Origin of the sequence: Aeromonas veronii, assembly GCF_040215105.1 — a bacterium.
In the GTDB taxonomy this organism is placed as follows: Bacteria; Pseudomonadota; Gammaproteobacteria; order Enterobacterales; family Aeromonadaceae; genus Aeromonas; species Aeromonas veronii_G.
This window is the reverse complement of sequence record NZ_CP157875.1, coordinates 3,995,511-4,019,903: the sequence shown is the minus strand read 5'-3', so window position 1 is coordinate 4,019,903 and position 24,393 is coordinate 3,995,511. Positions and strand designations below refer to the sequence as shown.

Here is a 24,393-nt window from a genome sequence, read left to right as displayed (position 1 = left end):
GTGGATAAAGCCAACAACGCAAGTGAATGGTTTGTAGGGATTTGTGATCAGCTCGTTCAACTCACGTCGTCGGATGGAGTGGGTTAATCGCTCTGCGGCATTGCGGCTGATCTGGGCGAAAACAACCTCTCATATGAAATTATTGGTGGCTAGTGAAAACGTATTCAAATTCTAGATTTCACTACGTTGATTGATATTGATCAGGTTTCTCTCTCCCTTCATCTAAGGGCTGAGTAGTAGGCACACGCTCAATCCCACACAAAGAAAGAGTGTCACCTGTATTTTCCTGCTGCAAGCTAGGTCTCAGCTTGGCATGATGCAACGTCATTATTATGCCGGAGCGTTCATGACAGCCCTCTACATGGCCCAATCTCTGACCGACTTTCTCACAACAATGGGGTTAGAGCGGTCAGTAATCGAAACGATGTGCCAACGTCTGCCAAGGCTGACCCTAGCTGCTGGCCAGATACTACTGGCCCAAGGGACCAGCCAAGAAGCCGCGTTTTACATCGAGTGTGGTATGGCCCGGGCCTGTCATTACAGCCTAGATGGGCAAGAGCGCTGCAAGGAGTTCTATTTCGAGGGGGAACTCTGCCTACTTTATGACAGCTGGCTGAGCGGAGAGCCCGCTGGTTACCAGCTGGAGGCGCTGACCACATTGCAGGTGGTGCGGTTACCCCTTGCCCTGCTGGGTGAGCCCACTTGGCAACCCGTCTGCCTGGCACTACTGCGCCAGCAACTGGGCTACAAGGAACGCAAGGAAGCCTTCCTACTACTGCATTCCCCTGAGCAGCGCTACCTCGAGCTGTGCCGCATCTTCCCCCATTGGCCCGAACGGCTCAGCCAGGTTCAGCTCGCCAACTACATCGGAATAAGCCCGGTCAGTTTGTCACGGATCCGCCGGCGCATTAACAGGGGTTAATGTCGTGACAGTGGCCTCCCTCCATGCTGCTTCCTCTCAAAGGAATGGAGTATTGGTTAATGTCGCTGTTTATGTGGTCCCAGCTGGTGGTGAGCCTGGCCTTGCTACTGGACTTACTGTCATTCCAGCTGAAAAGGCGCAAAGGGATCTTGGCCTGCTTAGCAGCATCCTGCGCTTTCAATGCGGGTCATTTCGCGCTGCTCGGGCAGTGGTCGGCTGCCAGCCTGCTGGGGCTGGCGAGCCTACGCTTCCTAGCCAGTATGTACGTGACACACCGCGATATGATGTGGAGCTTTATGGGATTGTCTTGCGCGGTCGTGATGAATACCTATAGGGGACCACTGGATCTGCTCGGACTGCTTGCCAGCCTGCTGCAAACCCGTGCGGCCTTTTGCCCAAGTGATCGCCAACTAAGACACTGGATGCTGCTCGGCACGCTTTGCTGGCTAGTTAACAACTTTCTGATTGGCTCTCCTGTGGCAGCACTGATGGAAGGGTTGTTTCTCGTCAGCAACCTAGTCGGCTATTACCGTCACTACTGGAGCAAGGAGCCATCAATTTAACCGGTTAACTCATGAACCAGAACGAGCTCACAATATGAACTCTCAGCCATTCCCTTTACTACCCTGACAACCCAAAGATTAGCAATATGGGAGTATTTTCTGCCGAATCAGATATGCTCCCTGCTACCATCTGGTGGGCTCTGTTTATGCGGCGCCATTCCCTGGCCATTAGCTGTGCTCACCAGGTGGTTCTCTGCAGTGACAGTGTCGTGGTTTCTCTGATACGGCCCATGCTCCACCGCTCCGATCGCAGTAACTCCGCGCCTAACTGGACTGGGCTCCGTTACACCCGGTACCGCTACTGACCGCAAACTCCGCGCCTAAGCCGGCAGAAAGCTAAGGGGGTGATGGAGCGCTCCTGCCATGGCAGGTGGAACGACCTCCCACAGCTACCGAATGAACCACCCCTCCTGGGCCGGCCACTTGCCCCTATCAGTACCTGCACAATCTCCTCTGAACTGCGCACTACAAACTGCGCAAATTGCGCACTTCTCTGCGCACTGGAGCTGCGCAAAAGCGAAAAGCAACGGGTAGCCCAATATAGGACGTTCGAGGCGTGGCAAGGCCTGGGGAGGAGATGAGGGTTCTGGAGATTGCGCAATTGCGCAGTTCTGCGCAAAACGAAATACATCGGCACAAAGAACAACACGGTGGGTATGAAGCCAGGAAGTGAGAGCGGTAGGGAACTGACCTCTACTCAGTTGCTCTTGGTGTTGCTGATGACCTAACCCGAGATTTCGGCGGGGCAGACCGGTACGCCGGTGACCAAACCTAGGGGGTTACCTGGGTGACACGGCCCTTCACCGCCCCCTGAACAGGGATCATTTCCCCGGGACAGGGAAGGGGCTTGCCCCTGAGATATCCCTTACTGATTAGAGGAGACAGCAACCACTGTCACTGATGTGGGGGTATTTTTGGGGGTATAAGTGAAATTCACATCTATAATTTTCCTTTAAGATCAATCTCATAAATTCACAATTCGATAGAGACCCCGGCACCATACAGATTCATGACAAAAGGCCATCCTCGCGGATGGCCTTTTGTTTTTCTGGGTTTGCAGAGGCTTTAGTCGATGTTCTGGGCGATGCGCCACAGCACGCCGGACGGGTCATACAGACAGAAATCCTGCATTCGCCAGGGCTGGGTGACGATCTCGGTGACCCTGACGCCGTAGCGGGCGGCGACCCCGCTGGCATTGACGTGGGTCCACCAGGCCGCCACATCTTCCACCAGGATGTGCATCATGAAGTGCTCGGCCAGCTGCTCGTGGCAATGATCCTGCAGCAGGAAGCTCACCTCCCCGAAATGGAAATAGGCGACCCCGCCGCCATCCGAGGCCAGGGTGAAGCCAAGATCCTGATAGAACTGTTTGGACAGGGCGAAGCCGCGGGCAGGCACGAAGGCCTTGATTTCGGTGATGTTAAGGTTGCTCATGAGGCCCTCTGGCGGTGATGGAGCGAGTGATGCGGGGTTGCGTGCAGCCAGTATCACCCGGAATATCCGGGGCTCGCCAGCCCTGACTGCCGGGGTCACCCGTCTGGGCAGAGCGCGATCGCCATGCCCGGGTCGCAAGGCATCGCCACCGACCTCCGGATCGAATGCCGGGATCCTCTCCTCGCAGCCAAGTTCACGTCCTGTATGGCCGCCATGCCCCGGATCCGGGCCATCACATCATTCGATTCGTTAATGAAAACAGGCAATCCATTTATTTTATAAATGCCACCAGGCGGCGGGTTCCCCATCATCACGGCTCTTGGCGGGGCCGGGAGGCATTGCCCGGCGATGGGTCGGCGGCCTGAGGCGGCATTTCTCTTCTTTATCTCTCTTCATATGGCGATATGGCGTCGCCACTGGGGCTCTCTCCTATCTCCCCGCCACATTCGGTCACCCTGTTTGCGCGGGCATCGCGCGGCATGTGCCGTGTCAGCCAGGGTGGAGAACGTCCCAGCGCCTCGATGCCTGATGCCTCGATGCTCCAATGCCCCGGCCCAGATAGAACGGCGCGCCTGCGGTTAGGCGCTGACATCCCGTCCCATCTTGGTGCGACCTGCGGCGGCTGCACAGCAGGAGTGCGATCTCCTTCTCCTTGATGGTCAGGCTGCGCCATCATGGTGCATTGCGCATCGCCAGTCACCTCAACGCATTGAAATATATGAATTATATTTTTTGGCCTGCTTTATGCTTTAAAAGATTCATGTCGCCATGATGATCCCGACGGGATCGGCAGAGGGGCAATACCGGTTTGACGATGTGAGTAAATAGCCGAGTGTGACATTCATATCAGGACATGGACCCGGCCAGGTGCCGGGACGACAAGGAGAGGGCTGTATGTTCAAGAGACTCGTAATGACTGGCCTGCTGGCGCTGGGCGCCACCATGGCCACCCCAGGTTGGGCCGAAGAAGTGGCCGTGCAGGCGGCGACCGTCACCATCAACAAGGGAGACAATACCTGGCTGATGGTGGCCGCGGCCCTGGTGATCTTGATGTCGATCCCCGGGCTGGCCCTGTTCTACGGTGGTCTGGTGCGCGCCAAGAATATGCTGAGCGTGCTGATGCAGGTGTTCACCCTGTTCTGCCTCATCACCGTGCTCTGGGTGGTCTATGGCTACTCCCTGGCCTTCACCGAAGGGGGCGCCTTCTACGGCTCCTTCGACAAGGTGCTGCTGATGGGGATCACCCCTGATTCCATCGGTGCCACCTTCAGCAAGGGCGTGGGGATCAGCGAGTTCATCTTCGTGGTGTTCCAGGGGGCCTTCGCGGCCATCACCTGCGGCCTCATCGTCGGTGGCTTTGCCGAACGGATGAAGTTCTCGGCGGTGCTGCTGTTCGCGGTGATCTGGTTCACCTTCGCCTACATCCCGATGGCGCACATGGTGTGGTACTGGGCCGGTCCCGATGCCTATACCGATGCCGCCGCGGCCGAAGCGGCCGGTGCCACTGCCGGTTATCTGTTCCAGCATGGCGCCCTCGACTTTGCCGGCGGTACCGTGGTGCACATCAACGCGGCGGTGGCCGGTCTGGTGGGGGCCTTCATGGCGGGCAAGCGGGTGGGCTACGGCCGTGATCCCATGACGCCTCACAGCCTGACCATGACCATGATAGGTGCCGCCCTGCTCTGGTTCGGCTGGTTCGGCTTCAACGCGGGCTCTGCGCTGGAAGCGAGCGGCACGGCTGCCCTGGCCCTGATCAATACCTGGGTGGCGCCGGCGGCGGCAGCTCTTTCCTGGACCTTCGCCGAATGGCTGATGAAGGGTCGTCCCTCCCTGCTGGGGGCGGTATCGGGTGCGGTGGCCGGTCTGGTCGCCATCACCCCGGCGGCCGGTTTCGTCGGTGTCGGTGGTGGCCTCATCATCGGCCTGCTGAGCGGGGTCGCCGGTCTGTGGGGCGTACACGGTCTCAAGCGTCTGCTGGGGGCCGATGACAGCCTGGATGTGTTCGGCCTGCACGGGGTGTGCGGGATCCTGGGTGCGGTGCTGACCGGGGTGTTTGCCAGCCCGGATCTGGGCGGTACCGGGGTGTGGGACTATGTGACCAACCAGGTCGCCGAAGGCTACTCCATCCTGGCGCAGGTCAAGGTGCAGGTCATCGGGGTGTTGGTGACGGTCGCCTGGACCGCCGTGGTCTCTGTCGTGGCCTACAAGCTGGTGGACCTGCTGGTGGGTCTGCGAGTGAAGGAAGACGCCGAGCGCGAAGGGCTGGATGTGACCAGCCATGGCGAGAAAGCGTACAGTTTGTAATAGAAGTTCCCATTGAGAAGTTTGCCGCCGGGCTCTGTCCGGCGGCTTTTTTATTGTCTGGCTGCTGTGTCGGGTTGTCGCCTCGATAAGGTTCCATCCTATCTTCCCCAAGCAGGTCTGAGCGGCTTGCCCTTCCCTGTGCCCGTAGTGATGTCGTCTGCGAGTCGGCGTGTTTTTATGCCTGCATTTTGTGTGGATCTCCGCTAAACTCTGCCACCCTTTATTCGGGGTAGCCGGGCTTGCCCTGCTTTCATCCTTCTTTATTCATGCCTTCGGAGCCGCTCATGCCGTTAGTGGGACACCAACATCAGATCGATATTCTGGAACTGACCGACAAAGGGGATGGCAAGGGACGCCTGTTCGATCGCCCCCTGTTTGTCGAAGGGTTGCTGCCCGGTGAGCAGGCGTTGGTGGAGCTTTCCGAAGTCAAACCCAACTATCTGCACGGCAAGCTGGTGGAACTGACCCAGCCGTCCGCCGATCGGGTACCGGATTTCTGCCCCAACACCGAATGCGGTGGCTGCCAGGTGCGCCCCCTTGCCTATCCGGCGCAGCTCACGCTCAAGCAATCCCTGGTGGAGAGTGCGCTGGCTCAAGCCGGACTGGTGACCCGGGTCAACCCCATCCTCGGCATGGACAGCCCGTTTGCCTATCGCAACAAGGCGCAGTATGCGGTGCGCGGCACCGAGGCTGGCGCCGAGCTTGGCTTCTATCGCAAGCACTCCCACGATCTCATCACCGCCGACGACTGCGCGGTGCAGGACGCCTTGCACGTGGAACTCAACGCCCGCCTGCGCCACTGGATGCGTGAGCACGAGATCCAGGCTTATGACGAGGTGAACCACAGCGGCTGTGTGCGCAACCTTATGACCCGCAAGGGCTTCAAGAGCGGCGAGCTGATGGTGGTACTGGTCACTCTGGGGGAGACCCTGCCGTTTGAAGCCGAGCTGCTGGCCGCCCTGAGCGATCTGCCCATTACCACCCTGGTGCAGAACATCAACGAGGAGCGGACCAACCGTATCCTCGGGGATCGCAACCGGGTACTGCTGGGGGAAGGGGTGATCCGCGACCAGATCCACGAACTCGCGTTCGAGATCTCGCCCCTCTCCTTCTTCCAGAACAACCCGAGCCAGACCGACGTGCTCTACTCCAAGGCCCTGGAGTACTGCGAGCTGACCGGCAGCGAGACGGTGTTCGACATCTACTGTGGCATCGGCACCATCTCCCTGTTCCTGGCGAACAAGGCGGCCCGGGTGGTGGGGATCGAGTCGGTGGAGAGCGCCATCAACGACGCCCGTCGCAACGCGGCCCTGAACGGCATCGAGCACACCGAGTTCCACGTGGGCAAAGCCGAGCAACTGATGCCCGAGCTGCACACCCAGGGAGTGAGCGCCGACGTGGTGGTGATGGATCCGCCCCGTAAAGGCTGCGACAAGGCGGTGCTGCAGACCCTGGTCGCCATGGCGCCGCGCCGGCTGGTCTATGTCTCCTGCAATCCCCAGACCCTGGCCCGGGATCTGGCCTGGCTGGTCAAGCAGGGCTTCGTGCTGGACGAGGTGCAGCCGGTGGACATGTTCCCACACTCCATGCACGTAGAAGCCGTCGCCCGTCTGAGCCTGCCTGCCAAGGCCGATTGACACTGGATAGACAGGCATTCTGCCGATGGACATGTTCCCTCTCGTCCATGCACGTAGAGGCCGTCGCCCGTCTGAGCCTGCCTGCCAAGGCCGATTGACACCGGATAGACAGGCATTCTGCCGATGGACATGTTCCCTCTCGGCCATGCACGTAGAGGCCGTCGCCCGCCTGAGCCTGCCTGCCAAGGCGTGAATTGAATTAGCCAGATGGCTCTGATAAAAACGACTCCACATGGAGTCGTTTTTTTATGGCCGCAGGAAGGAGCAAGCAGGGATGAGCGTTCGTCTGGCAGGAGTGGAAGATGCCGCCGCACTGGATCGCTTCTTCCGGCAACTGGACGGGGAGACCCGCTTCATGCTCTATGAGGCGGGGGAGCGGCCCTCGGATATCGAGGGGCAGCGCCAGCGTCTGGCGACCATGACAGCCAGCCCCAATCAGCGCATGTGGCTGCTGGAGCTGGCTGGCGAGGTCCAGGGCTTTGCCGTCCTGCTGGGAGGGAACCTGCAGCGCAATCGTCACTGTGCACTGGTGGTGATGGGGTTGCGGTCTGGTGCGCGTGGCCAGGGTTGGGGAGAGCGTTTGCTGCGCACTCTCATTGCAGCCGCCAGCGACCTTGGGGTCAGCCGGCTGGAATTGGGGGTCATGGCCCATAACGAGGTGGCCCACTCTCTCTACCGCAAGTGCGGTTTCATGGATGAGGGGTTGCGGCGGCAGGCGTATCGACTGGACGAGGGTTATGTCGACGAGATCAGCATGAGCCTGCTGTTGCCGTCCAGTGCCCCATGACGCCGTTGGCCCGATGGTGCTGGATGGGCAAGCCGCAATGGGGCAGCGTATCGACTGGTCCGATAAGAAGAGGAGAACGTTGATGAAGGGTATCTTGTTACGCTGGTTGGCCCGTTACGATGCTTGGTGCCAGGAGTGGGGACTCACTCCCGAGAACCGGCGCTGCTGCGTGCCGGTACGCCGGGAAGAGGAAGATCATCGGGAGACTGCCATGGCGGAGGCCCCCTCATCCCTCACTGAAAGTTGCGAGTCACGGCGCCGGTGATGCTGTTGTAGTCAAACGCCAGCCCGTCCGGATGGGCAGGGAAGCGGCCGATGGAATCCCGCAGGGTATAGCGGCAGTTGTCGTGGCGCAGGCTGCCGACGCTCTGGCTGTCGGCGGGGATGAGCCGGGAGATATAGTCGCTGTCCGAATCGGTGTGGAGCTCATCTTCAGCAGTCTGACCGGTATCGAGCAGACCCCCGAACAGGCTCTCGCAGTCGTCCCGGCTGCTGACGGAGATCTGATCGCTCTCTCCCCCCGGGAAGACGGTATCCGGCCCCTGGCCTCCCTGATCTTCCTTGGTACCCACCGGCCAACCCAGGCTGTTGATGTCGAGATCCTGTTTGCCCATGCCGCTAAAGTTATAGAGTGCCAGCGGCTCCCCCTTCACCTTGACGGCCCAGCCCGCGTGGGCCAGTTGCACGGCGCTGGAGAAACCGCCTGCGGTTGCCGCCATGCTGCTCTTGAGCGCATCATCCTGCACGTTGATGAAGCGGGGCAGGGCAGTGACCGCCAGGATCCCCAACACTATGATGACCAGCACCAGTTCTATCAGGGTGAAGCCTTGGGAAGCGCGTTTTGACATTGAATGAACCCATTAAATACGACAAACAGGTAGGCGTGACATGCAACTGATCGACACCCATTGCCACCTCGATTTTCCGGTCTTTGACGAGACGCGGGAGGTGCAGCTGGCCGCATGGCGCCAACTGGGGGTGGGCGAGTATATCATCCCCGCCGTGGGGGAGGAAAACTGGGGCAGGGTGATGGCATTGGCTGACCAGCATGCCGGTATGGCCTATGGCCTCGGGATCCATCCCTGGCATGTGGGGACGCAACGCGAGGGAACGCTGACTCGGCTGCGCTCCCTGCTGGCGAGCCAGCCTCGCGGCCTGGTGGCCGTCGGCGAGTGTGGACTGGATCTGCGCAGCCAGGTACCGCAGGCGGGGCAGGTCGAGTCATTCGAGGCACAGGTGAAGCTGGCCATGGAGTTCGATCTGCCGCTCATCGTCCATTCGGTGCGGGCGAACGATAGCGTTGCCAAGATTCTCAGACGCCTTAAACCGGCCAGAGGCGGGGTGATCCATGCCTTCGGTGGCTCCTTGCAGCAGGCTCAAACCTTCTGGCGACTGGGTTTTCGACTGGGGATCGGAGGGGTCATCAGCTATGAGCGGGCCAACAAGACCCGGGAGGCGGTGCGGGCGATGCCGCTGGAGGCGTTGTTGCTGGAGACTGACGCCCCCGATATGCCGCTGCAAGGGCAGCAAGCGGGGCCAAATACCCCTGCCAGCCTGCTGACCATCATCCAGCTGCTGGCGCAATTGCGGCAACAACAGCTGGCGGATGTTGCCTCGGTGTTACGTGAATCCACTCTGCAGGCTTTTCCACGGTTGGACATGGCATTTAACACTTGATTAACTATTGATAGCGCCGTGATAAAAAATAGGACCCATAAAAATCGTTTGCGGTCTAATTAAACAATGTCCAGCCCATTTCGGGCTTATAAAATGTGACCAGCATTCTACTTTGTCGCACTGTAATTAGTATAATGCGCACCCTTGATTAACGGCTGCAAGACACAAAACGTTAACAAGCTGGAAGGTGCTACTTAAGAGGAAGTGTTAATAATGAATCTGATTATGGGTCTGGTGGGGATGGCGACGCTCATCCTTATCGCGGTGCTGTTCTCCAGCAATCGCAAGGCAATCAAAGTTCGTACCGTGGCGGGTGCTTTTGCCATTCAGGCTGGCCTGGGTGCATTCGTACTCTACGTCCCGGTGGGCCGTGACATCCTGGTCGGCGTTTCCGATGCCGTCTCCAGCGTCATCGGCTATGGCCAGAACGGCATCGAATTCCTGTTCGGTGGCCTGGTCAGCAACAAGATGTTTGAAGTGTTCGGTGGCGGCGGCTTCATCTTCGCCTTCCGGGTGCTGCCGGTCATCATCTTCTTCTCCTCCCTGATCGCGGTTCTCTACTACCTCGGCATCATGCAGTGGGTAATCAAGCTGCTGGGTGGTGGTCTGCAGAAGGTGCTGGGCACCTCCCGTACCGAGTCCCTGTCGGCGACTGCCAACATCTTCGTGGGCCAGACTGAAGCCCCGCTGGTGGTACGTCCCTTTATCTCCAAGATGACCGACTCCGAACTGTTCGCCGTCATGTGTGGTGGCCTGGCCTCCGTTGCCGGCTCCGTGCTGGCCGGTTACGCCTCCATGGGCGTCAAGATGGAATACCTGATCGCCGCCTCCTTCATGGCTGCACCGGGTGGTCTGCTGTTCGCCAAGTTGATCGTGCCGGAAACCGAAACCCCCAACTACGACGAGAACGCCGCCGATGGCGATCTGGACGACAAGCCGGCCAACGTGATCGACGCGGCCGCTGCGGGTGCTTCCGCCGGTCTGCAACTGGCCCTGAACGTGGGCGCCATGCTGCTGGCCTTCATCGGCCTCATCGCCATGATCAACGGCATCTTCTCCGGTGTGGGTGGCTGGTTCGGCATGCCTGAACTGTCTCTGGAACTGCTGCTGGGCTGGCTGTTCTCCCCGCTGGCCTTCCTGATCGGGGTACCCTGGAACGAAGCCGTCGTTGCCGGTTCCTTCATCGGTCAGAAGCTGGTGGTGAACGAGTTCGTTGCCTACCTGAACTTCGCCCCGTATCTGAAGGATGAGATGCTGATCAACGGCGTGGCCATGTCTGACCACACCAAGGCAATCATCTCCTTCGCCCTGTGCGGCTTCGCCAACCTGTCCTCTGTCGCCATCCTGCTGGGTGGTCTGGGCTCCATGGCACCGAACCGTCGCGGCACCATCGCCAAGTTCGGCCTCAAGGCCGTACTGGCTGGCTCTCTGTCCAACCTGATGTCTGCCACCATCGCAGGCTTCTTCCTGGCACTGACCGCCATGTAATGTTTGCCTGACACACGGGTAAAGACGAACGCCACAGCGAAAAGCTGTGGCGTTCGCGTTTGGGGCGGTGACAACCGTTTTCCTGCTTAAACTAATAAAAAAATGAGTCAAATCGGAGGTTATATGAATGAAGTACTACTGGCGATGGCAGCCGGCTTTCTCGTCGGAGTGTTGTTTTCTTTCCTCAAATTGCCGATCCCGGCACCACCGGTTCTGTCTGGGGTGATGGGCATAGTCGGGGTCTATCTGGGGGGTATTGCCTACTCCTGGATCCTGACAAAATTCTTCTCTTAAGCACTTTCCAGACCCGGTTTTGCCAGATGTGAGGTACCTCTGAAATTGGCAAATCCGGCTTGCAAACACGGGGTATCTCGGCTGAAATAGGCGATGCCAGCAGGGTGCTGGCATTGACTAATACCCGCTCAAGTCGGGTGTTGGCGGTCAAATGGAATTGATTGGGAATCCGGGTCAGCGGTTGTCGGCCTTTCTCAAGTCTTCATGGAACCAAGTCCGCACTTTTGTAAGAAAGTGACAGGGCTCTTGCCTTATTTGCAGCCGTATTGCCTGTGCATTTGCGCTGTAATTCCATATCCCGTTTACCCGGGATCTTCACTTGCCGATCCCCTTGGTTCGGCGGATGCTGATCGCTGGTATTGGGAATCATCGAGACTTTGGAGACATAGCATGACCGATCTGAAACTGGCCGCCCAACGCGCCCTGAACCTGATGGACCTGACCACCCTGAACGATGACGACACCGATCAGAAGGTGATCGATCTGTGCCGCAAGGCCAAGTCTCCGGCCGGCCTCACCGCCGCCGTCTGCATCTATCCCCGTTTCATCCCCATCGCACGCAAGACCCTGCGTGAGATCGGTGCCGCCGACGTGCGCATCGCCACCGTGACCAACTTCCCCCACGGCAACGACGACATCGAGATCGCCGTGGCCGAGACCCGTGCCGCCGTCGCCTACGGTGCCGACGAGGTAGATGTGGTCTTCCCGTACCGCGCCTTCATGGCGGGCAATGAACAGGTTGGCTTCGATCTGGTCAAAGCTTGTAAGGAGGCCTGTGGCACACAAGCCCTGCTGAAGGTGATCATCGAGACCGGCGAGCTGAAGGAAGAGGCGCTGATCCGTCGCGCTTCCGAGATCTGCATCGACGCCGGTGCCGACTTCATCAAGACCTCCACCGGCAAGGTGCCGGTGAACGCGACCCCGGAAGCGGCGCGCATCATGATGGAAGTGATCAAGGCCAAGAACCCGAAAGTGGGCTTCAAGCCGGCCGGTGGCGTGAAGGATGCCGCCGTGGCGGGTCAGTACCTGGCCATGGCTGAAGAGATCCTGGGCAAGGACTGGGTCTCCCCTCGCACCTTCCGTTTCGGCGCATCAAGCCTGCTGGCCAGCCTGCTGGCGACCCTGGGTCACGGCGACAAGCCGGCCAACACCAGCGGTTACTGAGTCGCGGCAGAGGGCGGTACGCCGCCCTCTATCTGGATCCTGTTTGGTCTGTGTTCGTGTACGGCGCACGGAGGGAATGAAAGATGTTTTTGCCTCAAGAAATTATTCGCAAGAAGCGCAACGGTGAAGCGCTCAGTACCCAAGAGATTCAATTCTTCGTTCAGGGCATTACCAACAACACCATCGGTGAGGGCCAGATCGCGGCACTCGCCATGGCGGTCTACTTCAAGGACATGACCATGGATGAGCGGGTGGCCCTGACCTGTGCCATGCGCGACTCCGGCATGGTGCTCTCCTGGGATCATCTGAACCTCGGCGGCCCCATCGTCGACAAGCATTCCACCGGTGGGGTGGGTGATGTGGTCTCCCTGATGCTGGGCCCCATGGTCGCCGCCTGCGGTGGCTTCGTGCCCATGATCTCCGGCCGTGGCCTCGGTCATACCGGCGGCACTCTGGACAAGCTGGATGCCATTCCTGGCTACCAGACCTCGGTCGACAACGATCGCTTCCTGAAGGTGGTGAAAGAAGCGGGCGTGGCCATCATCGGCCAGACCGGCGATCTCGCCCCGGCGGACAAGCGCATCTACGCGGTGCGTGACATTACCGCCACCGTCGAATCCATCGCCATGATCACCGGCTCCATCCTCTCCAAGAAGCTCGCCTCCGGGCTCGAAGCCCTGGTGATGGACGTGAAAGTGGGTTCCGGCGCCTTTATGCCGACCTTCGAAGCCTCCGAAGAGCTGGCCAAGAGCATCGTCGCCGTCGCCAACGGTGCTGGCTGTCGTACCTCTGCGCTCCTGACCGACATGAACCAGGTGCTGGCTTCCAGTGCCGGCAATGCGGTGGAAGTGCGTGAAGCGGTGCGCTACCTGACCGGTGAATACCGCAATCCGCGCATCCACGAAGTGACCATGGCCCTGTGTGCCGAGATGCTGATCTCCGCCCGTCTTGCCAGCGACGAGCACGATGCCCGCGTCAAACTGCAGGCCGTGCTGGACAACGGCAAGGCGGCCGAGATCTTCGGTCGCATGGTGACCGGCCTCGGTGGCCCGAGCGATTTCATGGAACGCTACGACAACCATCTGCCGAAGGCTGCCATCGTGCGCCCCGTGTTCGCACCCAAGGCCGGTTTCGTGACCGCCATGGATACCCGTGAGCTGGGCCTGGCCGTGGTCGCCATGGGTGGTGGTCGCCGCGCCGCCGGTGACAAACTCGATTATGCGGTCGGTCTGACCGACTTTATCCGCCTGGGTCAGAGCGTCGATGCTGACAAGCCGCTCGCGCTGATCCACGCTCAAACCGAAGAGCAATTTGCTCAGGCTGCCGGCATGGTGCAGGCGGCTGTCAGGATCGGTGACACCCGACCAGAGGCACTGCCCGAGGTCTATCGTCGCATCGGTCTGGCTGATTTGTAACAAGGGGAAGTCCCATGAAACGTACCTTTATTCTGATGATGGACTCTTTCGGTATTGGCGCTGCCGCCGACGCCGAGAAGTTCGGAGATGTGGGCGCCAACACCCTTGGCCATATCGCCAAGGCCTGCGCAGCCGGTGAGTTCGAGGGCCGTGGCCCGCTCAACCTGCCGAACCTGAACAAGTTGGGTCTGGGTCACGCCGGGGAACTCGCCTCCGGCGTCTTCCCGGCGGGCCTGAAAAAGGACATCGAAGTGGTCGGTGCCTATGGCTTCGCCCAGGAGCTCTCCTCCGGCAAGGACACGCCGTCCGGTCACTGGGAGATCGCCGGCGTGCCCGTGCTGTTCGACTGGGGCTACTTCCACGATCACCACAACAGCTTCCCGCAGGAGCTGCTGGATGCCATCGTCGAGAAGGCCGGCCTGCCGGGTTACCTCGGCAACTGCCACGCCTCCGGTACCCAGGTGCTCGATGACTTGGGTGAGGAGCATATGCGTACCGGCAAGCCGATCCTCTACACCTCCGCCGACTCCGTGTTCCAGATCGCCTGCCATGAAGAGACCTACGGCCTCGAGAAGCTCTATGAGCTGTGCCACATCGTGCGGGAGCTGCTGGAGCCCTACAACATCGGTCGTGTCATCGCCCGTCCGTTCGTGGGTACCGGCAAGGGCAACTTCAAGCGCACCGGCAACCGTCACGACTACTCCGTGTTGCCGCCGGCACCGACCGTGCTGGACTTCATGAAGGATGCGGGCGGCCAGGTGGTTTCCATCGGCAAGATCGCCGACATCTATGCCCAGCAAGGCATCACCAAGCAGGTGAAAGGCACAGGCCTGACCGAGCTGTGGGATCGCACTCTGGAAGAAGTGAAGGCCGCCGGTGACAACACCATCGTCTTCACCAACTTCGTGGACTTCGACTCCTCCTACGGTCACCGTCGTGACGTCAAGGGTTACGCCGATGCGCTGGAGTATTTCGACTCCCGCCTGCCGGAGCTGTTCGAGATCCTGCAGGATGGCGATGTGGTGGTGCTGACTGCCGACCACGGTTGCGATCCGACCTGGAGCGGTACCGACCATACCCGTGAGTACATCCCCGTGCTGTTCTACGGCAAGCCGGTCAAGGCGGGTTCCCTCGGTCGTCGCGAGACCTTCGCCGACATCGGCCAGAGCATCGCCGCCTACCACGGCCTGCCGAAGCTGCAATACGGCACCAGCTTCCTGTGATGATGCAGCCAGTGTGTGCCTGATGCACGCGCCGCTGCCCGGGTTGCACTGTCGCACCCGCGTCCTGTAAGTTACCCGCCCGCTGCCGCGAGGTGGCGGGCAACCCAATAAAGACAATAAAACTCAACCTAGTGTGAAGGAATTAAGAGAATGGCAACTCCTCATATCAATGCGAAAGATGGCGCCTTTGCTGACACCGTACTGATGCCGGGCGACCCCCTGCGCGCCAAGTACATCGCCGAGACCTTCCTGGAGAACGTGGAGCAGGTGTGCGACGTGCGCAGCATGCTCGGCTTCACCGGCACCTACAAGGGCCGCCGTATCTCCGTCATGGGCCACGGTATGGGCATCCCGTCCTGCTCCATCTACGCCAAGGAGCTGATCACCGACTATGGTGTGAAGACCCTGATCCGTGTGGGTTCCTGCGGCGCCGTGCGTGAAGACGTGAAACTGCGTGACGTGGTGATCGGCATGGGTGCCTGCACCGACTCCAAGGTCAACCGTCTGCGCTTCAAGGATCACGACTTCGCCGCCATCGCCGATTTCGATCTGGTGGCCAATGCCGTGCAAGCCGCCAAGAACAAGGGCGTTGCCGTGCGCGTTGGCAACATCTTCTCCGCCGACCTGTTCTATACCCCGGATCCCTCCATGTTCGACGTCATGGAAAAATACGGCATCCTGGGTGTCGAGATGGAAGCGGCCGGCATCTACGGCGTAGCCGCCGAATACGGTGCCAAGGCCCTGACCATCTGCACCGTTTCTGATCACATCCGTACCGGTGAGCAGACTACCTCCGAAGAGCGTCAGCTGACCTTCAACGACATGATCGAGGTGGCGCTGGACTCCGTGCTGCTGGGCGACTGATCCCAGGCCTCGGCTCCACGCAAGAACGGCGACCTCGGGGTCGCCGTTTTTTTATGCCTCATCGGGGTGGAAAACTCAGCTGGCGAGTTGCGCTGTCTATACTTTCGGGCAACTCCTCACGAGGCTAACACCATGAAACGAATATATATCCTGACCCCGTTGCTGCTTGCCATGACGTTGATAGTCCCGACGCTCTGGCAGGAGGTGCTGGCGCTGGAGGGCAGGGGTCAGCACCGGGCGCCGCAGCACAGGCCAGCGCCGCAGCGGGTATCCCAACCCCACGCGGTGCAGCACAGGGCCGTGCCCCGTCAGGCCAATCGGGAGTCGGTGAAGTTCAACGAGGGGTGGGGCAATGTGAGGGCGCGGGACAAGGCGACCCGGCCGGTTCATGTCAACCAGCGTCAGGTACAGGATCGCCATGTCGAGGGCAACCGTCAGCTGGACAACCGCCATATCGACAACAGTCGTGACATCAGGGGCAACAACGTGGTCATCGACAATCGCCACAACAACATCGTCGTGCCGCCGAACCGGCGCCGTGTCTATCACGACGTGGTGGTGGTTCGCCCCTATGGTCACTGGTATGGAGGCTATGGCAGTTATTACGACGACAACGATGCCTGGAAGTGGCTGGCCTTCACCGCCATTACCCTGAAGATCCTCGACAACATCAATGAGGAGCAGCAGCGAGAGCACGAGGCGGCCCAGGTCAAGGCGACCACGGCACCCCTGAATGATCCCGTCACCTGGAGCGATGGCGACGCCTCTGGCTCGGTGACTGCGGTGCGGGAAGGAACCAGCAGCAGTGGCCGCTACTGCCGCGAATTCCAGCAGACCATCACGGTGGGGGGCAAGAAGGAGGATGCTTTCGGTACCGCTTGCCAGAAGCCTGATGGATCATGGGAGATCGTTTCGGATTGAACGCCTGCGGGGGTGGGGGCCATTGAACGGCCCGATCTGCGCAACCTGCAGGAAACTTGGGGGAACAAAAAACGGGGAAGCATCAGGCCTCCCCGTTGCTTTGAGGTCTGACAGCCTCTTATGCCGTGTCGAGATCGAGGTAGAAGCCTCCCTTGCCAGCCTGCTTGGCTCTGTACATGGCGGCATCGGCCCGGTGCAGCAGATCGTCGATGTGGCAATATTGCCCCGAGTGGCAGAGGGCTCCCCCTATGCTGCCGGCGAGGGGCAGCAGATGACCGGCGACATCGGCGGGGAGGGCCATGGCCGCCAGCAGCCGCTCGCACAGGGCGGGTAGCTCCTGCTCAGGCTGGCGCAGGGCTGGCAATATGATGGTGAACTCGTCGCCGGCGAGGCGAGCCACCATGTCCCCCGGACGCACCTCGGCGATCAGCACGGCGGCGAAGCGCTGCAGCAGGGCGTCGCCGACGTGATGCCCCAGCCTGTCATTGATCCCCTTGAAGCCGTCGAGATCGAGGAACAGCAGGCCCAGTGGCTCGCCGTTTCGATGGACCCGTTCCAGCTCCCGGGAGAGACGCAGGGTGAAGGCGCGCCGGTTGGGCAGGGCCGTGAGCGGGTCGTGAGCCGCCTCATGTTCCAGCTGGTTCTGCAGTGCCTTGAATTCGGTGATGTCACTGCCGAGGATATAGACCCCGGGCTCATCCCCCCGGCTCGGGATCATGGTGATCCTGAGGTCGCGGGTGCCGATGGGCAGGTCGAGTCTGTGCTCGTAACTAACCTGTTCACCCGCCAGGGCTCTTGCCACCTGGGCCATGGCCATGTCGTGGGCCTCCTCGCCAATCACCTCTCGTACGCTGAGCTCTCGCACGGCATCGGCACGAAGCCCGAAGTAATGACAATAGGTCTGGTTGGCAAACAGGTAGCGCCCCTCGGGAGAGATCATGCTGATGATCACCGGCAGGCCGTCGGTGATGGAGCGCAGTCGGGCCCGGCCGCGCTCTATCTCGGCCAACGCCTGGTGACGGGTCGTGATGTCATGCAGGAACAGGGCGAGGCGCACCTTGCCGTCGAACTGGTAACGCTCGGCGATCACCTCGACCGGGATCTGCTGGCCGGATCGGGTCCCGAGCTCACACTCCAGACGCCGTGGCGGGCTCTGCGGGGTCTCCAGCAGGGGGATAAGGGGATGCCCCTCCCCAAGCAAGCGAGGCAGGCGTTGTCCCAGCATCTCTTCCGCTCGCCAGCCTAGCAGGGTCGTGGAGGCCGGATTCCAGCCGGTGATGACGAGGGATTCGTCGAGTTCCAGGAAGGCGTTGCTGGTGTGCTCCAGCATGTACTGCAGGCGGCGCTGCTCCTGCCATAGACGCTGTTGCACGGCGCCGCGCTCCTGCATCTCGAGATGCAGTTGCTCCACCGTGTTTGACAGCTCGCGGGTGCGTTCGCGCACCTGTTGCTCGAGCCCAAGCTGCAGTCGCAGCAGGTCGGCCTCGGCCTGCTTGCGCTCGGTCAGGTCGGCAAACACGGCGATCATGTGCGGCTCCATGGTGCGGCCCTGGCACAGGGTCACGCTGAGCTGTACCCAGCACAGGTTGCCGTCGGCCCGGATCATCCGCTTCTCCAGCCGGTAGTCCCGGATCTCCCCTGCTAGCAGCGCGTTGAACAGGGACCGTTCCTGCGGCAGATCCTCGGGGTGGGTCATGGTGTGCCAGGTGCGCCCCAGCATCTCCCGTTCACTGTAGCCGAGCAGTCGCTCCAGCCCCGGATTGGCCCGCATCCACTTGCCATCGAGGGTGGAGAGAGCCATGCCGATCGACGATTGGTTGAAGGTGAGGGTGAAGAGGTGCTCCTTGTCCTCCAATACCTGGTTCAGGCTGCGCACCTGATGGCGCCGCTCCAGATCGTGCAGGGTGTTTTCCACCAGGCGACCGAAGTCGTCGAGATCGCGACACGCCTCCTCATCGAGGTGATGGGCTTCAGTACCCACCAGGCAGAGCGTGCCGAGCACCACGCCATCGAGGGCACGCAGGGGGCGGCCGGCATAGAACACGACCCGGGGCTCTCCCGTCACCAGCGGGTTGTCGGCGAAACGGGGATCGAGGCGGGCATCCGGTACCTGCATGATGTCGGGCTGGAGGATGGCGTGGCCGCAGAAGGAGTATTCCCGGCTGATCTCGCACAGTTCCAGGCCGGTACGGGCGAGAAACCACTGCCGGTTCACGTCGGTCAGGGAGACCATGGCGATGGGCTGCGAGAAGTGGCGGGTGATGAGCCGGGTGAGACGATCCAGCTGGTCGATGGGCTCCCGATCGAGCAGGCCGAGCATCTGCAGTCGTTCCAACCGGCTGTGCTCGTCCAGGGGCAAGGGGGGGGCAATCATGTGGCTCTCCTGCCAGTCATTCTGTCAGAGTTATATACAAGGTGGCGGGAGCGATCTACCCCATTTACTGGGGGGCGGCTGGTTTGCTCTGCTTTTTGTGCTTGCGTACCCGCATGTAGTTGCGACGCACGCCGTAGGAGATGAGCAGGCCGGCCAGCAGCATCACCAGCAGCATCAGCCGCTGTTTCTCCTGATTCACCTTGAGATGGGTATCCTGCTTGGCCAGCAGCTTCTGCTCCTCCAGGGTGATCCTCAGGTAGCCCAGAGTCAGATTGCCATCCTGCACTTCCTGCACAAACTGGATACGCCCCTTGCCTTGTTCCGGCAGGGACTTGTTGTCGGCACCGATGGGCAGCAGATTCTCCAGCGGCACGGCCTGATCCGACTGGGCCAGGGGGATGCCACGGGAGTCGTAGAGGGTGACATCCAGGATCTCCGGCTCGGAAGCCAGATCTTGCGCCAAACGTTCCAGCTCGCTCTCCTTGTCCTCCTTGATCCAGCGGCCCATGTCGCGGGCAGCGTAGGAGACCAGAGCCTGGGCGCGGTCACGGGCTTCGCTGTGCAGGGCGGCCTGGCTCTCTCCCTGCATGTGAATGAGCAACCCCAGCACCCAGAGGCCGAGCAGGGTGCCGGCCGCCAGACTGATGACACGTTTGATGGGAAGATGACGCAAAGCTCGAACCTCTTGCGATGGGTGATGCCGGAAAGCCGCGGCATGCTGGTGGCACACCGCCTGGGAACCCTGCCAGGCACTGTTCACCCGGGCGGATCCATGGCGGGATCTTGGCGCTTGCCTGTACAAAAAGCAATACGCTACTCTGGGCCAGCATGTTGAACCCCCAAGGAAGGCGTCTCTCTTATGTTGTTGTCCCAACTCCCCCCGACTCTCTCTGGCTGGCCTTTGGCCCTGTGCTCCGCGCCCCACTGGCTGCTGACTTCCGAAGCCTTGCTCCCCGTGGATGAGCCGCTGGATGCCGCCTGGCTTGTGCTGTTCGGCAAGGGACTGGGGGCCCACCATCTGGCGCGGCTGGCCGCCCTGCTGACTCATCATGGGGTGTCTGCCAGTCTCTACCCGCCGGGAGAGCCGGCGGGGATCCCGCTCTTGTTGCTCGGCACCAGTCACTTCTCCCCCGCGTTGGTGCAGGGGATCAAGGCCGAGACCTGGGATCTCGATCTCTGTCATCTCGCCGCTCTGCCCAGCCTGCGTGAACCCGGTCTGCTGGTGATGGACATGGACTCCACCGCCATCCAGATCGAATGCATCGACGAGATAGCTCGCCTGGCCGGGGTGGGGGAGCAGGTGGCCGCCGTGACGGCGGCAGCCATGCAGGGCAAGCTGGAATTTGCGGACAGCCTGCGCAACCGGGTCGCCCTGCTGGCGGGCGCGCCGGTCACCATTCTCGATGACGTCGCGGGGCACATGCCCTGGATGCCGGGATTGCGGCTGATGGTCGATACCCTGAAGGATGCTGGCTGGAAGGTGGCGATCGCCTCCGGCGGTTTCACCCGCTTCGCCGGTGAGCTGCAACGGGCGCTGGGGCTGGATGCCATCTTCGCCAACGAGCTGGCCCTGGACGGTGATCGTCTGAGCGGCCAGGTGAGCGGTCGCATCGTCGATGCCGCCGTCAAGGCCGAGGTGTTGGAACGACTGGCGGCAGACTATACTGTCCCCCCCTCCCAGACGGTGGCGGTGGGGGACGGGGCCAACGATCTCAAGATGATGGGAGTGGCGGGGCTCGGCATCGCCATTCATGCCAAGCCCCTGGTGCGGGCGCAGGCGGCGGCCACCCTCAACCACCACGACCTCGAAGGGGTCATCTGCCTGCTCGGGGCACTGGCCTGCCGCGATTTGCGCTGGTGTTGACATCGGTCAGGAGGGCCGGAAATCAAGATGGAACTGTTGCAACAATCCCTGTTTATCCCCTGCGGCCAGCATCGACTGCATGTCCGCCATATTCACCCCGGTGTGGCGGTCCACGCCGACCCCATCCTGATGGTCCATGGGGCCATCGAGAATGGCCGCATCTTCTATACCGAATCGGGCAAGGGGCTGGCCTGCTACCTGGCTCGCCATGGCTATCAGGTCTATGTGGCGGACCTGCGGGGCCGGGGCCTGAGCACTCCTGCCATTGCCGAACGGGCCGGTCACGGCCAGCATGAGCTCATCACCGAGGATGTCCCCGCCCTGCAGCGCTGGGTGGCCGCGCGCCATCCCGATGCCAGGGTGCACTGGATGGCACACTCCTGGGGCGGCGTCATCATGGCCTCGACCCTGGCTCGTTTCCCCGAGATGGCGGATGGCATCGCCAGCATGGTGTTCTTCGGCACCAAGCGCGGCGTCTCGGTGCAGAATCCGGAGCGTTGGCTGAAGGTCGATCTCATCTGGAATCGGCTCGCGCCCTGGCTGGCCCGCAACAGCGGCTTCCTGGCTGCGCGCAAACTGAAAATGGGGGCGGACGACGAACCCCTGCGCTACCTGCAGGAGACCATCCCCTGGGTGAAGTGCGGCCCCTGGCAGGATCCCCATGACGGCTTTGCCTATGGGGAGGCGGCGGGCCGGGTGGCCTGGCCGCCCCTCTGGATGATCTCGGCCAGAGCCGACAAGGTGCTGGGCCATCCCATCGACGTGCGCCGGTTCAGCGGCGAGATGGGCTCGGCGACCCGCCATACCCGGCTCGGGCGGGACAACGGCAACCGGCTCGATTATGACCACATCAACATGCTGACCGCTCCCCAGGCCCAGGAGGATCACTTCCCCCAGATCCTCACCTGGCTCGGCAACCCGCAGGCGACCTGAGGCGGCGTGGAGATCGGTGATTGAACCGATGACCGGATACAGAGAGGGCGGCCTTGGGGCCGCCCTCTCTCTTGCGGGTGAACCGACGAAGGTTGCCCTGGGTTAAGCCGCTGGCCGGATGCCGAGCCGGAACAGGGTGGCCTGGCTGGTGTCCGTCAGCTCACCGACCCCCACCACGCTCCACAGCTCCTCTTCCAGCTTCTTGGCCTTGTGGATGGCAAACTTGGCGATGTAGTCCAGCTCGTTGGCGATGAAGCTGGTATCCGGCCGGCCGGTGCGGGAGATACCGACCAGTACCGAGTAGAACTGCCCCTGTCGCAGGGCCAGCTCCACGAAGCGGCGCTTGTCCGCCAGGGTCGGGAAGCTGCTCGCCAGACGGCTGAGGAACAGAGGCGCTCCTCCCTGGGAGTGGAGGCTGGCGATATAGACCTCCTCCTGGGCGGGTTTGTCTTCCCGTTCGATGGCTCGCAAGGGATTGAGCAGCAGGCTCTTGAGGAGCCCCCCCTGGAACAGGGGATAGAGGTTGATCTCTCCCTCCTGCTCGGCGCAGGAGTGCAGCAGCTTGGTGAGGCTGCGGGGCCGGGGGGAGAGGCCCGCCGCCGCCAGCTGGGGAGCCGCTTTCTGTTTGTTGATGTAGACGGGGGTGTCGAACAGGTGGTGGGTGAAGATGTTGCGCAGCGCCCGCGCCATGCCACGGTAGCGCCTGTGCTCCCGGGTGGCCTTGAGTTTGTTCTGGTTGCTTTCGATCAGCAGGCTGAAGAACTGATGGCCGGTGTGACGCTCCGGTGTCCCCTCGATGCACAGATGCAGCACGGTGCGACTGAGGTTCTGGCTGACCAGCCGGTAGGGCAGGCGCTGCAGATCCATGCTCTTGGAGAGCTCCTGCAACCGGGGCAGGGCAACCTGGAGGATATCCCCCTTCTCCCCGTCGAGGGGCTCTTCCAGCTCGACTTGCATGCCGTGGGCCGAGATGTCCCGGGTCCAGCCGAGCCAGGCTCGCTCCTTGTGGCGGATGACGATGGCGGTCTTGTGAACGTAGCGTGCCTCCTTGCGCAGTTGCACATAGTGCAGCGTCTCTATCTCGAAGGGGGCGGCCTCGATGCCGTGACCGAAGCGCTGCAATTCATTGGCGTTGTGGTGCAGGCTGGCATCGTAGCCGAACTCCTCGCGCTGGTTGTCCAGGCCGATCTCCTGCAGCGCTCCCACATAACCTATCTGTTTCAGCCTCTCTCGCAGCAGCATGTCCTGCAACTGGTGGGGTTCACCCTGTTGACTGTCGAGATCGGCCTCCGCCAGCGAACAAGCTTCCAGGCTGAACTTGTAGACGCGCCAGCTGGGGCGGCGGGCGCCGACCTGGAAGAAGAGGGCGGTCAGGCCGCTCTGTTGCAGCTCCTCCCGGGTGGCGGAGAAGAAGTAGAGGTGGCTGCGCACCGAGTGGGTGAAGCTGTAGATCAGGGTCTCTTTCAATCCACCGCCCTGGGGCAGCAGATCGCGCAGCCGGGCCGGCGAGAACAGGCTGGCGAGCATGTCCCGGTTCTTGGCGTCTCGCCAGTATTCGAGCAGATGCTGGTTGTTCTCGGTGCGCAGGGCGATTTCAAGGGCGGGGGCATCCCCCTTGCCAAAGAACAGGGGCATGCCGGTCATCCGCGGCAGGTAGAACTGCTCATAGCCCTTGATGATGGCGGCGGACAGCAGGTAATCGACACTGACCCGGTAGCGGCTGCGGTTGTGTTCGATGAATTCACTGAGAAAGCGCTCGAAGGCAGGATGATCCCCGATCTTCACCAGCCTCAGCCAGAATTTCCCCTCTTTCTGCTCTTCTCCCAGGATCTGGTAATCGATGGGCTGACGCAGCAGGGGATTGGCCGATTCCCGCTCCAGACCGGTGAAGATGACCTCGATCTGCTCACCGGTCTGGTAGTCGGGCAGGTAGGGGACCGAGACCCGGATCCCGCCGAGGGAGAGATCCGAGCTCTTGGCGAAGATCTTCTCCCCGCTGGCCAGCCTGAGCACCATGGGGGAGCTGAAGTGCATCCGCTCCTCCTGGCGGCCATAGTGGCTGGCGAAGGGGATGGCGTTGACGTCGAAGGGATGAAACGGGCTGCTGGGCAGGGAGAGGCGATCCATGCGCCCCTGATTGAGTTTGTACCAGGCCTGCAACGCCTCGTAGACCCCCAGCGTGTAGCTGTCCCGGTAGAGATAGCACTGGGACTGGAACAGGGCGATGGCCTCGGTGGGCATGAAATGCGTCACGCCCTCTGACTCATAGACCTGACAGAGCTCGCCGAGTTCGCTGCGCATGTCGATCACCCGACGGCAGGGGGTGCACTTGCGCTTGAGCTCCATCTTGAGGAGGAAGCGACTGTTGGTATTTTCGTTTTGAGTCAGACGGTTGAAGATCTCGTCGAAGTCCTTTTCCCGAAGCAGGGGGACAAGCTGTTCTATCAGGTGTAGGGGCTGTTCTGAATCCATGTCATCCTGCCGCGGAGGGTCACTTTTCCAAATCTGGGTTTGATCTGTCGGTCGCAA

At 61.2% G+C, this 24,393-nt stretch carries 20 protein-coding genes; 15 read left to right on the top strand and 5 right to left on the bottom strand.

Translation table 11 applies throughout. From position 1 onward, the window contains the following. Positions 1-346: 346 nt before the first annotated feature. Together ABNP46_RS18525 and ABNP46_RS18520 are read left to right on the top strand one after the other, a co-directional pair. On the top strand, positions 347-922 hold the full coding sequence (locus ABNP46_RS18525) for a Crp/Fnr family transcriptional regulator (protein WP_349919767.1): 576 nt from the start codon (positions 347-349) through the stop codon (positions 920-922). Positions 923-981: 59 nt separating this feature from the next. Further along, positions 982-1,485, top strand: a complete 504-nt coding sequence (locus ABNP46_RS18520; protein ID WP_349919765.1) for a YgjV family protein — start codon at positions 982-984, stop codon at positions 1,483-1,485. Between the two features lie 1,065 nt (positions 1,486-2,550). Here the strand turns inward: ABNP46_RS18520 and ABNP46_RS18515 are convergent. Then, positions 2,551-2,919: a VOC family protein gene (locus ABNP46_RS18515; RefSeq protein ID WP_349919763.1), complete on the bottom strand. Its 369-nt coding sequence runs from the start codon at positions 2,917-2,919 to the stop codon at positions 2,551-2,553. Positions 2,920-3,813: 894 nt separating this feature from the next. Here ABNP46_RS18515 and amt point away from each other — a divergent pair. From amt to ABNP46_RS18500, 3 genes are all read left to right on the top strand, one after another. Next, positions 3,814-5,223: an ammonium transporter gene (amt, locus tag ABNP46_RS18510; RefSeq protein WP_349919761.1), complete on the top strand. Its 1,410-nt coding sequence runs from the start codon at positions 3,814-3,816 to the stop codon at positions 5,221-5,223. A gap of 284 nt (positions 5,224-5,507) precedes the next feature. Next, positions 5,508-6,860 (top strand): 23S rRNA (uracil(1939)-C(5))-methyltransferase RlmD, encoded by a 1,353-nt coding sequence (gene rlmD / locus ABNP46_RS18505; protein WP_349919759.1) that lies wholly within the window; start codon positions 5,508-5,510, stop codon positions 6,858-6,860. Between the two features lie 274 nt (positions 6,861-7,134). Then, on the top strand, positions 7,135-7,647 hold the full coding sequence (locus tag ABNP46_RS18500; protein WP_349919757.1) for a GNAT family N-acetyltransferase: 513 nt from the start codon (positions 7,135-7,137) through the stop codon (positions 7,645-7,647). 233 nt (positions 7,648-7,880) lie between these two features. Here the strand turns inward: ABNP46_RS18500 and tppF are convergent, their stop codons facing one another. Then, positions 7,881-8,495 (bottom strand): type IVa pilus pseudopilin TppF, encoded by a 615-nt coding sequence (tppF, locus tag ABNP46_RS18495; protein WP_349919755.1) that lies wholly within the window; start codon positions 8,493-8,495, stop codon positions 7,881-7,883. Between the two features lie 40 nt (positions 8,496-8,535). Here tppF and ABNP46_RS18490 point away from each other — a divergent pair, with 40 nt between their 5' ends. From ABNP46_RS18490 to ABNP46_RS18455, 8 genes are all read left to right on the top strand, one after another. Further along, a complete protein-coding gene (locus ABNP46_RS18490) occupies positions 8,536-9,324 on the top strand; it encodes a TatD family hydrolase (RefSeq protein ID WP_349919754.1) in 789 nt (262 codons plus the stop codon). 213 nt (positions 9,325-9,537) lie between these two features. After that, positions 9,538-10,812 carry a NupC/NupG family nucleoside CNT transporter gene (locus tag ABNP46_RS18485; RefSeq protein ID WP_349919752.1) on the top strand — a complete coding sequence of 425 codons (1,275 nt, stop codon included), beginning with the start codon at positions 9,538-9,540 and terminating at the stop codon, positions 10,810-10,812. A gap of 123 nt (positions 10,813-10,935) precedes the next feature. Next, on the top strand, positions 10,936-11,106 hold the full coding sequence (locus ABNP46_RS18480) for a XapX domain-containing protein (protein WP_349919750.1): 171 nt from the start codon (positions 10,936-10,938) through the stop codon (positions 11,104-11,106). 390 nt (positions 11,107-11,496) lie between these two features. Next, on the top strand, positions 11,497-12,270 hold the full coding sequence (gene deoC / locus ABNP46_RS18475; RefSeq protein WP_349919749.1) for a deoxyribose-phosphate aldolase: 774 nt from the start codon (positions 11,497-11,499) through the stop codon (positions 12,268-12,270). An 83-nt stretch (positions 12,271-12,353) separates the two neighbouring features. Further along, positions 12,354-13,685 (top strand): thymidine phosphorylase, encoded by a 1,332-nt coding sequence (gene deoA, locus ABNP46_RS18470; protein WP_349919747.1) that lies wholly within the window; start codon positions 12,354-12,356, stop codon positions 13,683-13,685. A 14-nt stretch (positions 13,686-13,699) separates the two neighbouring features. Continuing rightward, positions 13,700-14,908, top strand: coding sequence for a phosphopentomutase (locus tag ABNP46_RS18465; protein WP_349919746.1), 1,209 nt, complete (start codon positions 13,700-13,702; stop codon positions 14,906-14,908). Positions 14,909-15,058: 150 nt separating this feature from the next. Next, entirely contained in the window at positions 15,059-15,772 is a 714-nt protein-coding gene (gene deoD, locus ABNP46_RS18460; RefSeq protein ID WP_100858606.1) for a purine-nucleoside phosphorylase, read from the top strand. A 132-nt stretch (positions 15,773-15,904) separates the two neighbouring features. After that, positions 15,905-16,693, top strand: coding sequence for an RT0821/Lpp0805 family surface protein (locus ABNP46_RS18455; RefSeq protein WP_349919745.1), 789 nt, complete (start codon positions 15,905-15,907; stop codon positions 16,691-16,693). A 118-nt stretch (positions 16,694-16,811) separates the two neighbouring features. Here ABNP46_RS18455 and ABNP46_RS18450 read toward each other — a convergent pair whose 3' ends face one another. Further along, positions 16,812-19,067 carry a sensor domain-containing diguanylate cyclase gene (locus ABNP46_RS18450; RefSeq protein WP_349919744.1) on the bottom strand — a complete coding sequence of 752 codons (2,256 nt, stop codon included), beginning with the start codon at positions 19,065-19,067 and terminating at the stop codon, positions 16,812-16,814. Positions 19,068-19,131: 64 nt separating this feature from the next. Further along, positions 19,132-19,740: an AhpA/YtjB family protein gene (locus ABNP46_RS18445; protein WP_349919742.1), complete on the bottom strand. Its 609-nt coding sequence runs from the start codon at positions 19,738-19,740 to the stop codon at positions 19,132-19,134. A 186-nt stretch (positions 19,741-19,926) separates the two neighbouring features. Here ABNP46_RS18445 and serB point away from each other — a divergent pair, with 186 nt between their 5' ends. Together serB and ABNP46_RS18435 are read left to right on the top strand one after the other, a co-directional pair. Then, the gene (gene serB, locus ABNP46_RS18440; protein ID WP_349919741.1) at positions 19,927-20,931 is read left to right on the top strand and encodes a phosphoserine phosphatase SerB; all 1,005 of its coding nucleotides are present in this window, start codon (positions 19,927-19,929) and stop codon (positions 20,929-20,931) included. Between the two features lie 27 nt (positions 20,932-20,958). Further along, on the top strand, positions 20,959-21,864 hold the full coding sequence (locus ABNP46_RS18435) for an alpha/beta fold hydrolase (protein ID WP_349919740.1): 906 nt from the start codon (positions 20,959-20,961) through the stop codon (positions 21,862-21,864). Positions 21,865-21,966: 102 nt separating this feature from the next. Here the strand turns inward: ABNP46_RS18435 and ABNP46_RS18430 are convergent, their stop codons facing one another. Beyond that, complete coding sequence (locus ABNP46_RS18430) at positions 21,967-24,336, bottom strand: PilZ domain-containing protein (RefSeq protein WP_349919738.1); 2,370 nt, start codon at positions 24,334-24,336, stop codon at positions 21,967-21,969. Positions 24,337-24,393 lie beyond the last annotated feature (57 nt).

Bases quoted from the DNA above. Each gene is read 5' to 3' on its own strand.
- serB (WP_349919741.1), top strand. From the start codon at position 19,927: ATGTTGTTGTCCCAACTCCCCCCGACTCTCTCTGGCTGGCCTTTGGCC.
- ABNP46_RS18435 (WP_349919740.1), top strand. From the start codon at position 20,959: ATGGAACTGTTGCAACAATCCCTGTTTATCCCCTGCGGCCAGCATCGA.
- ABNP46_RS18520 (WP_349919765.1), top strand. From the start codon at position 982: ATGTCGCTGTTTATGTGGTCCCAGCTGGTGGTGAGCCTGGCCTTGCTA.
- amt (WP_349919761.1), top strand. From the start codon at position 3,814: ATGTTCAAGAGACTCGTAATGACTGGCCTGCTGGCGCTGGGCGCCACC.
- ABNP46_RS18480 (WP_349919750.1), top strand. From the start codon at position 10,936: ATGAATGAAGTACTACTGGCGATGGCAGCCGGCTTTCTCGTCGGAGTG.
- ABNP46_RS18500 (WP_349919757.1), top strand. From the start codon at position 7,135: ATGAGCGTTCGTCTGGCAGGAGTGGAAGATGCCGCCGCACTGGATCGC.
- rlmD (WP_349919759.1), top strand. From the start codon at position 5,508: ATGCCGTTAGTGGGACACCAACATCAGATCGATATTCTGGAACTGACC.
- ABNP46_RS18490 (WP_349919754.1), top strand. From the start codon at position 8,536: ATGCAACTGATCGACACCCATTGCCACCTCGATTTTCCGGTCTTTGAC.
- deoA (WP_349919747.1), top strand. From the start codon at position 12,354: ATGTTTTTGCCTCAAGAAATTATTCGCAAGAAGCGCAACGGTGAAGCG.
- deoC (WP_349919749.1), top strand. From the start codon at position 11,497: ATGACCGATCTGAAACTGGCCGCCCAACGCGCCCTGAACCTGATGGAC.
- ABNP46_RS18525 (WP_349919767.1), top strand. From the start codon at position 347: ATGACAGCCCTCTACATGGCCCAATCTCTGACCGACTTTCTCACAACA.
- tppF (WP_349919755.1), bottom strand. From the start codon at position 8,495: ATGTCAAAACGCGCTTCCCAAGGCTTCACCCTGATAGAACTGGTGCTG.
- ABNP46_RS18515 (WP_349919763.1), bottom strand. From the start codon at position 2,919: ATGAGCAACCTTAACATCACCGAAATCAAGGCCTTCGTGCCTGCCCGC.
- ABNP46_RS18465 (WP_349919746.1), top strand. From the start codon at position 13,700: ATGAAACGTACCTTTATTCTGATGATGGACTCTTTCGGTATTGGCGCT.
- deoD (WP_100858606.1), top strand. From the start codon at position 15,059: ATGGCAACTCCTCATATCAATGCGAAAGATGGCGCCTTTGCTGACACC.
- ABNP46_RS18455 (WP_349919745.1), top strand. From the start codon at position 15,905: ATGAAACGAATATATATCCTGACCCCGTTGCTGCTTGCCATGACGTTG.
- ABNP46_RS18450 (WP_349919744.1), bottom strand. From the start codon at position 19,067: ATGATTGCCCCCCCCTTGCCCCTGGACGAGCACAGCCGGTTGGAACGA.
- ABNP46_RS18430 (WP_349919738.1), bottom strand. From the start codon at position 24,336: ATGGATTCAGAACAGCCCCTACACCTGATAGAACAGCTTGTCCCCCTG.
- ABNP46_RS18485 (WP_349919752.1), top strand. From the start codon at position 9,538: ATGAATCTGATTATGGGTCTGGTGGGGATGGCGACGCTCATCCTTATC.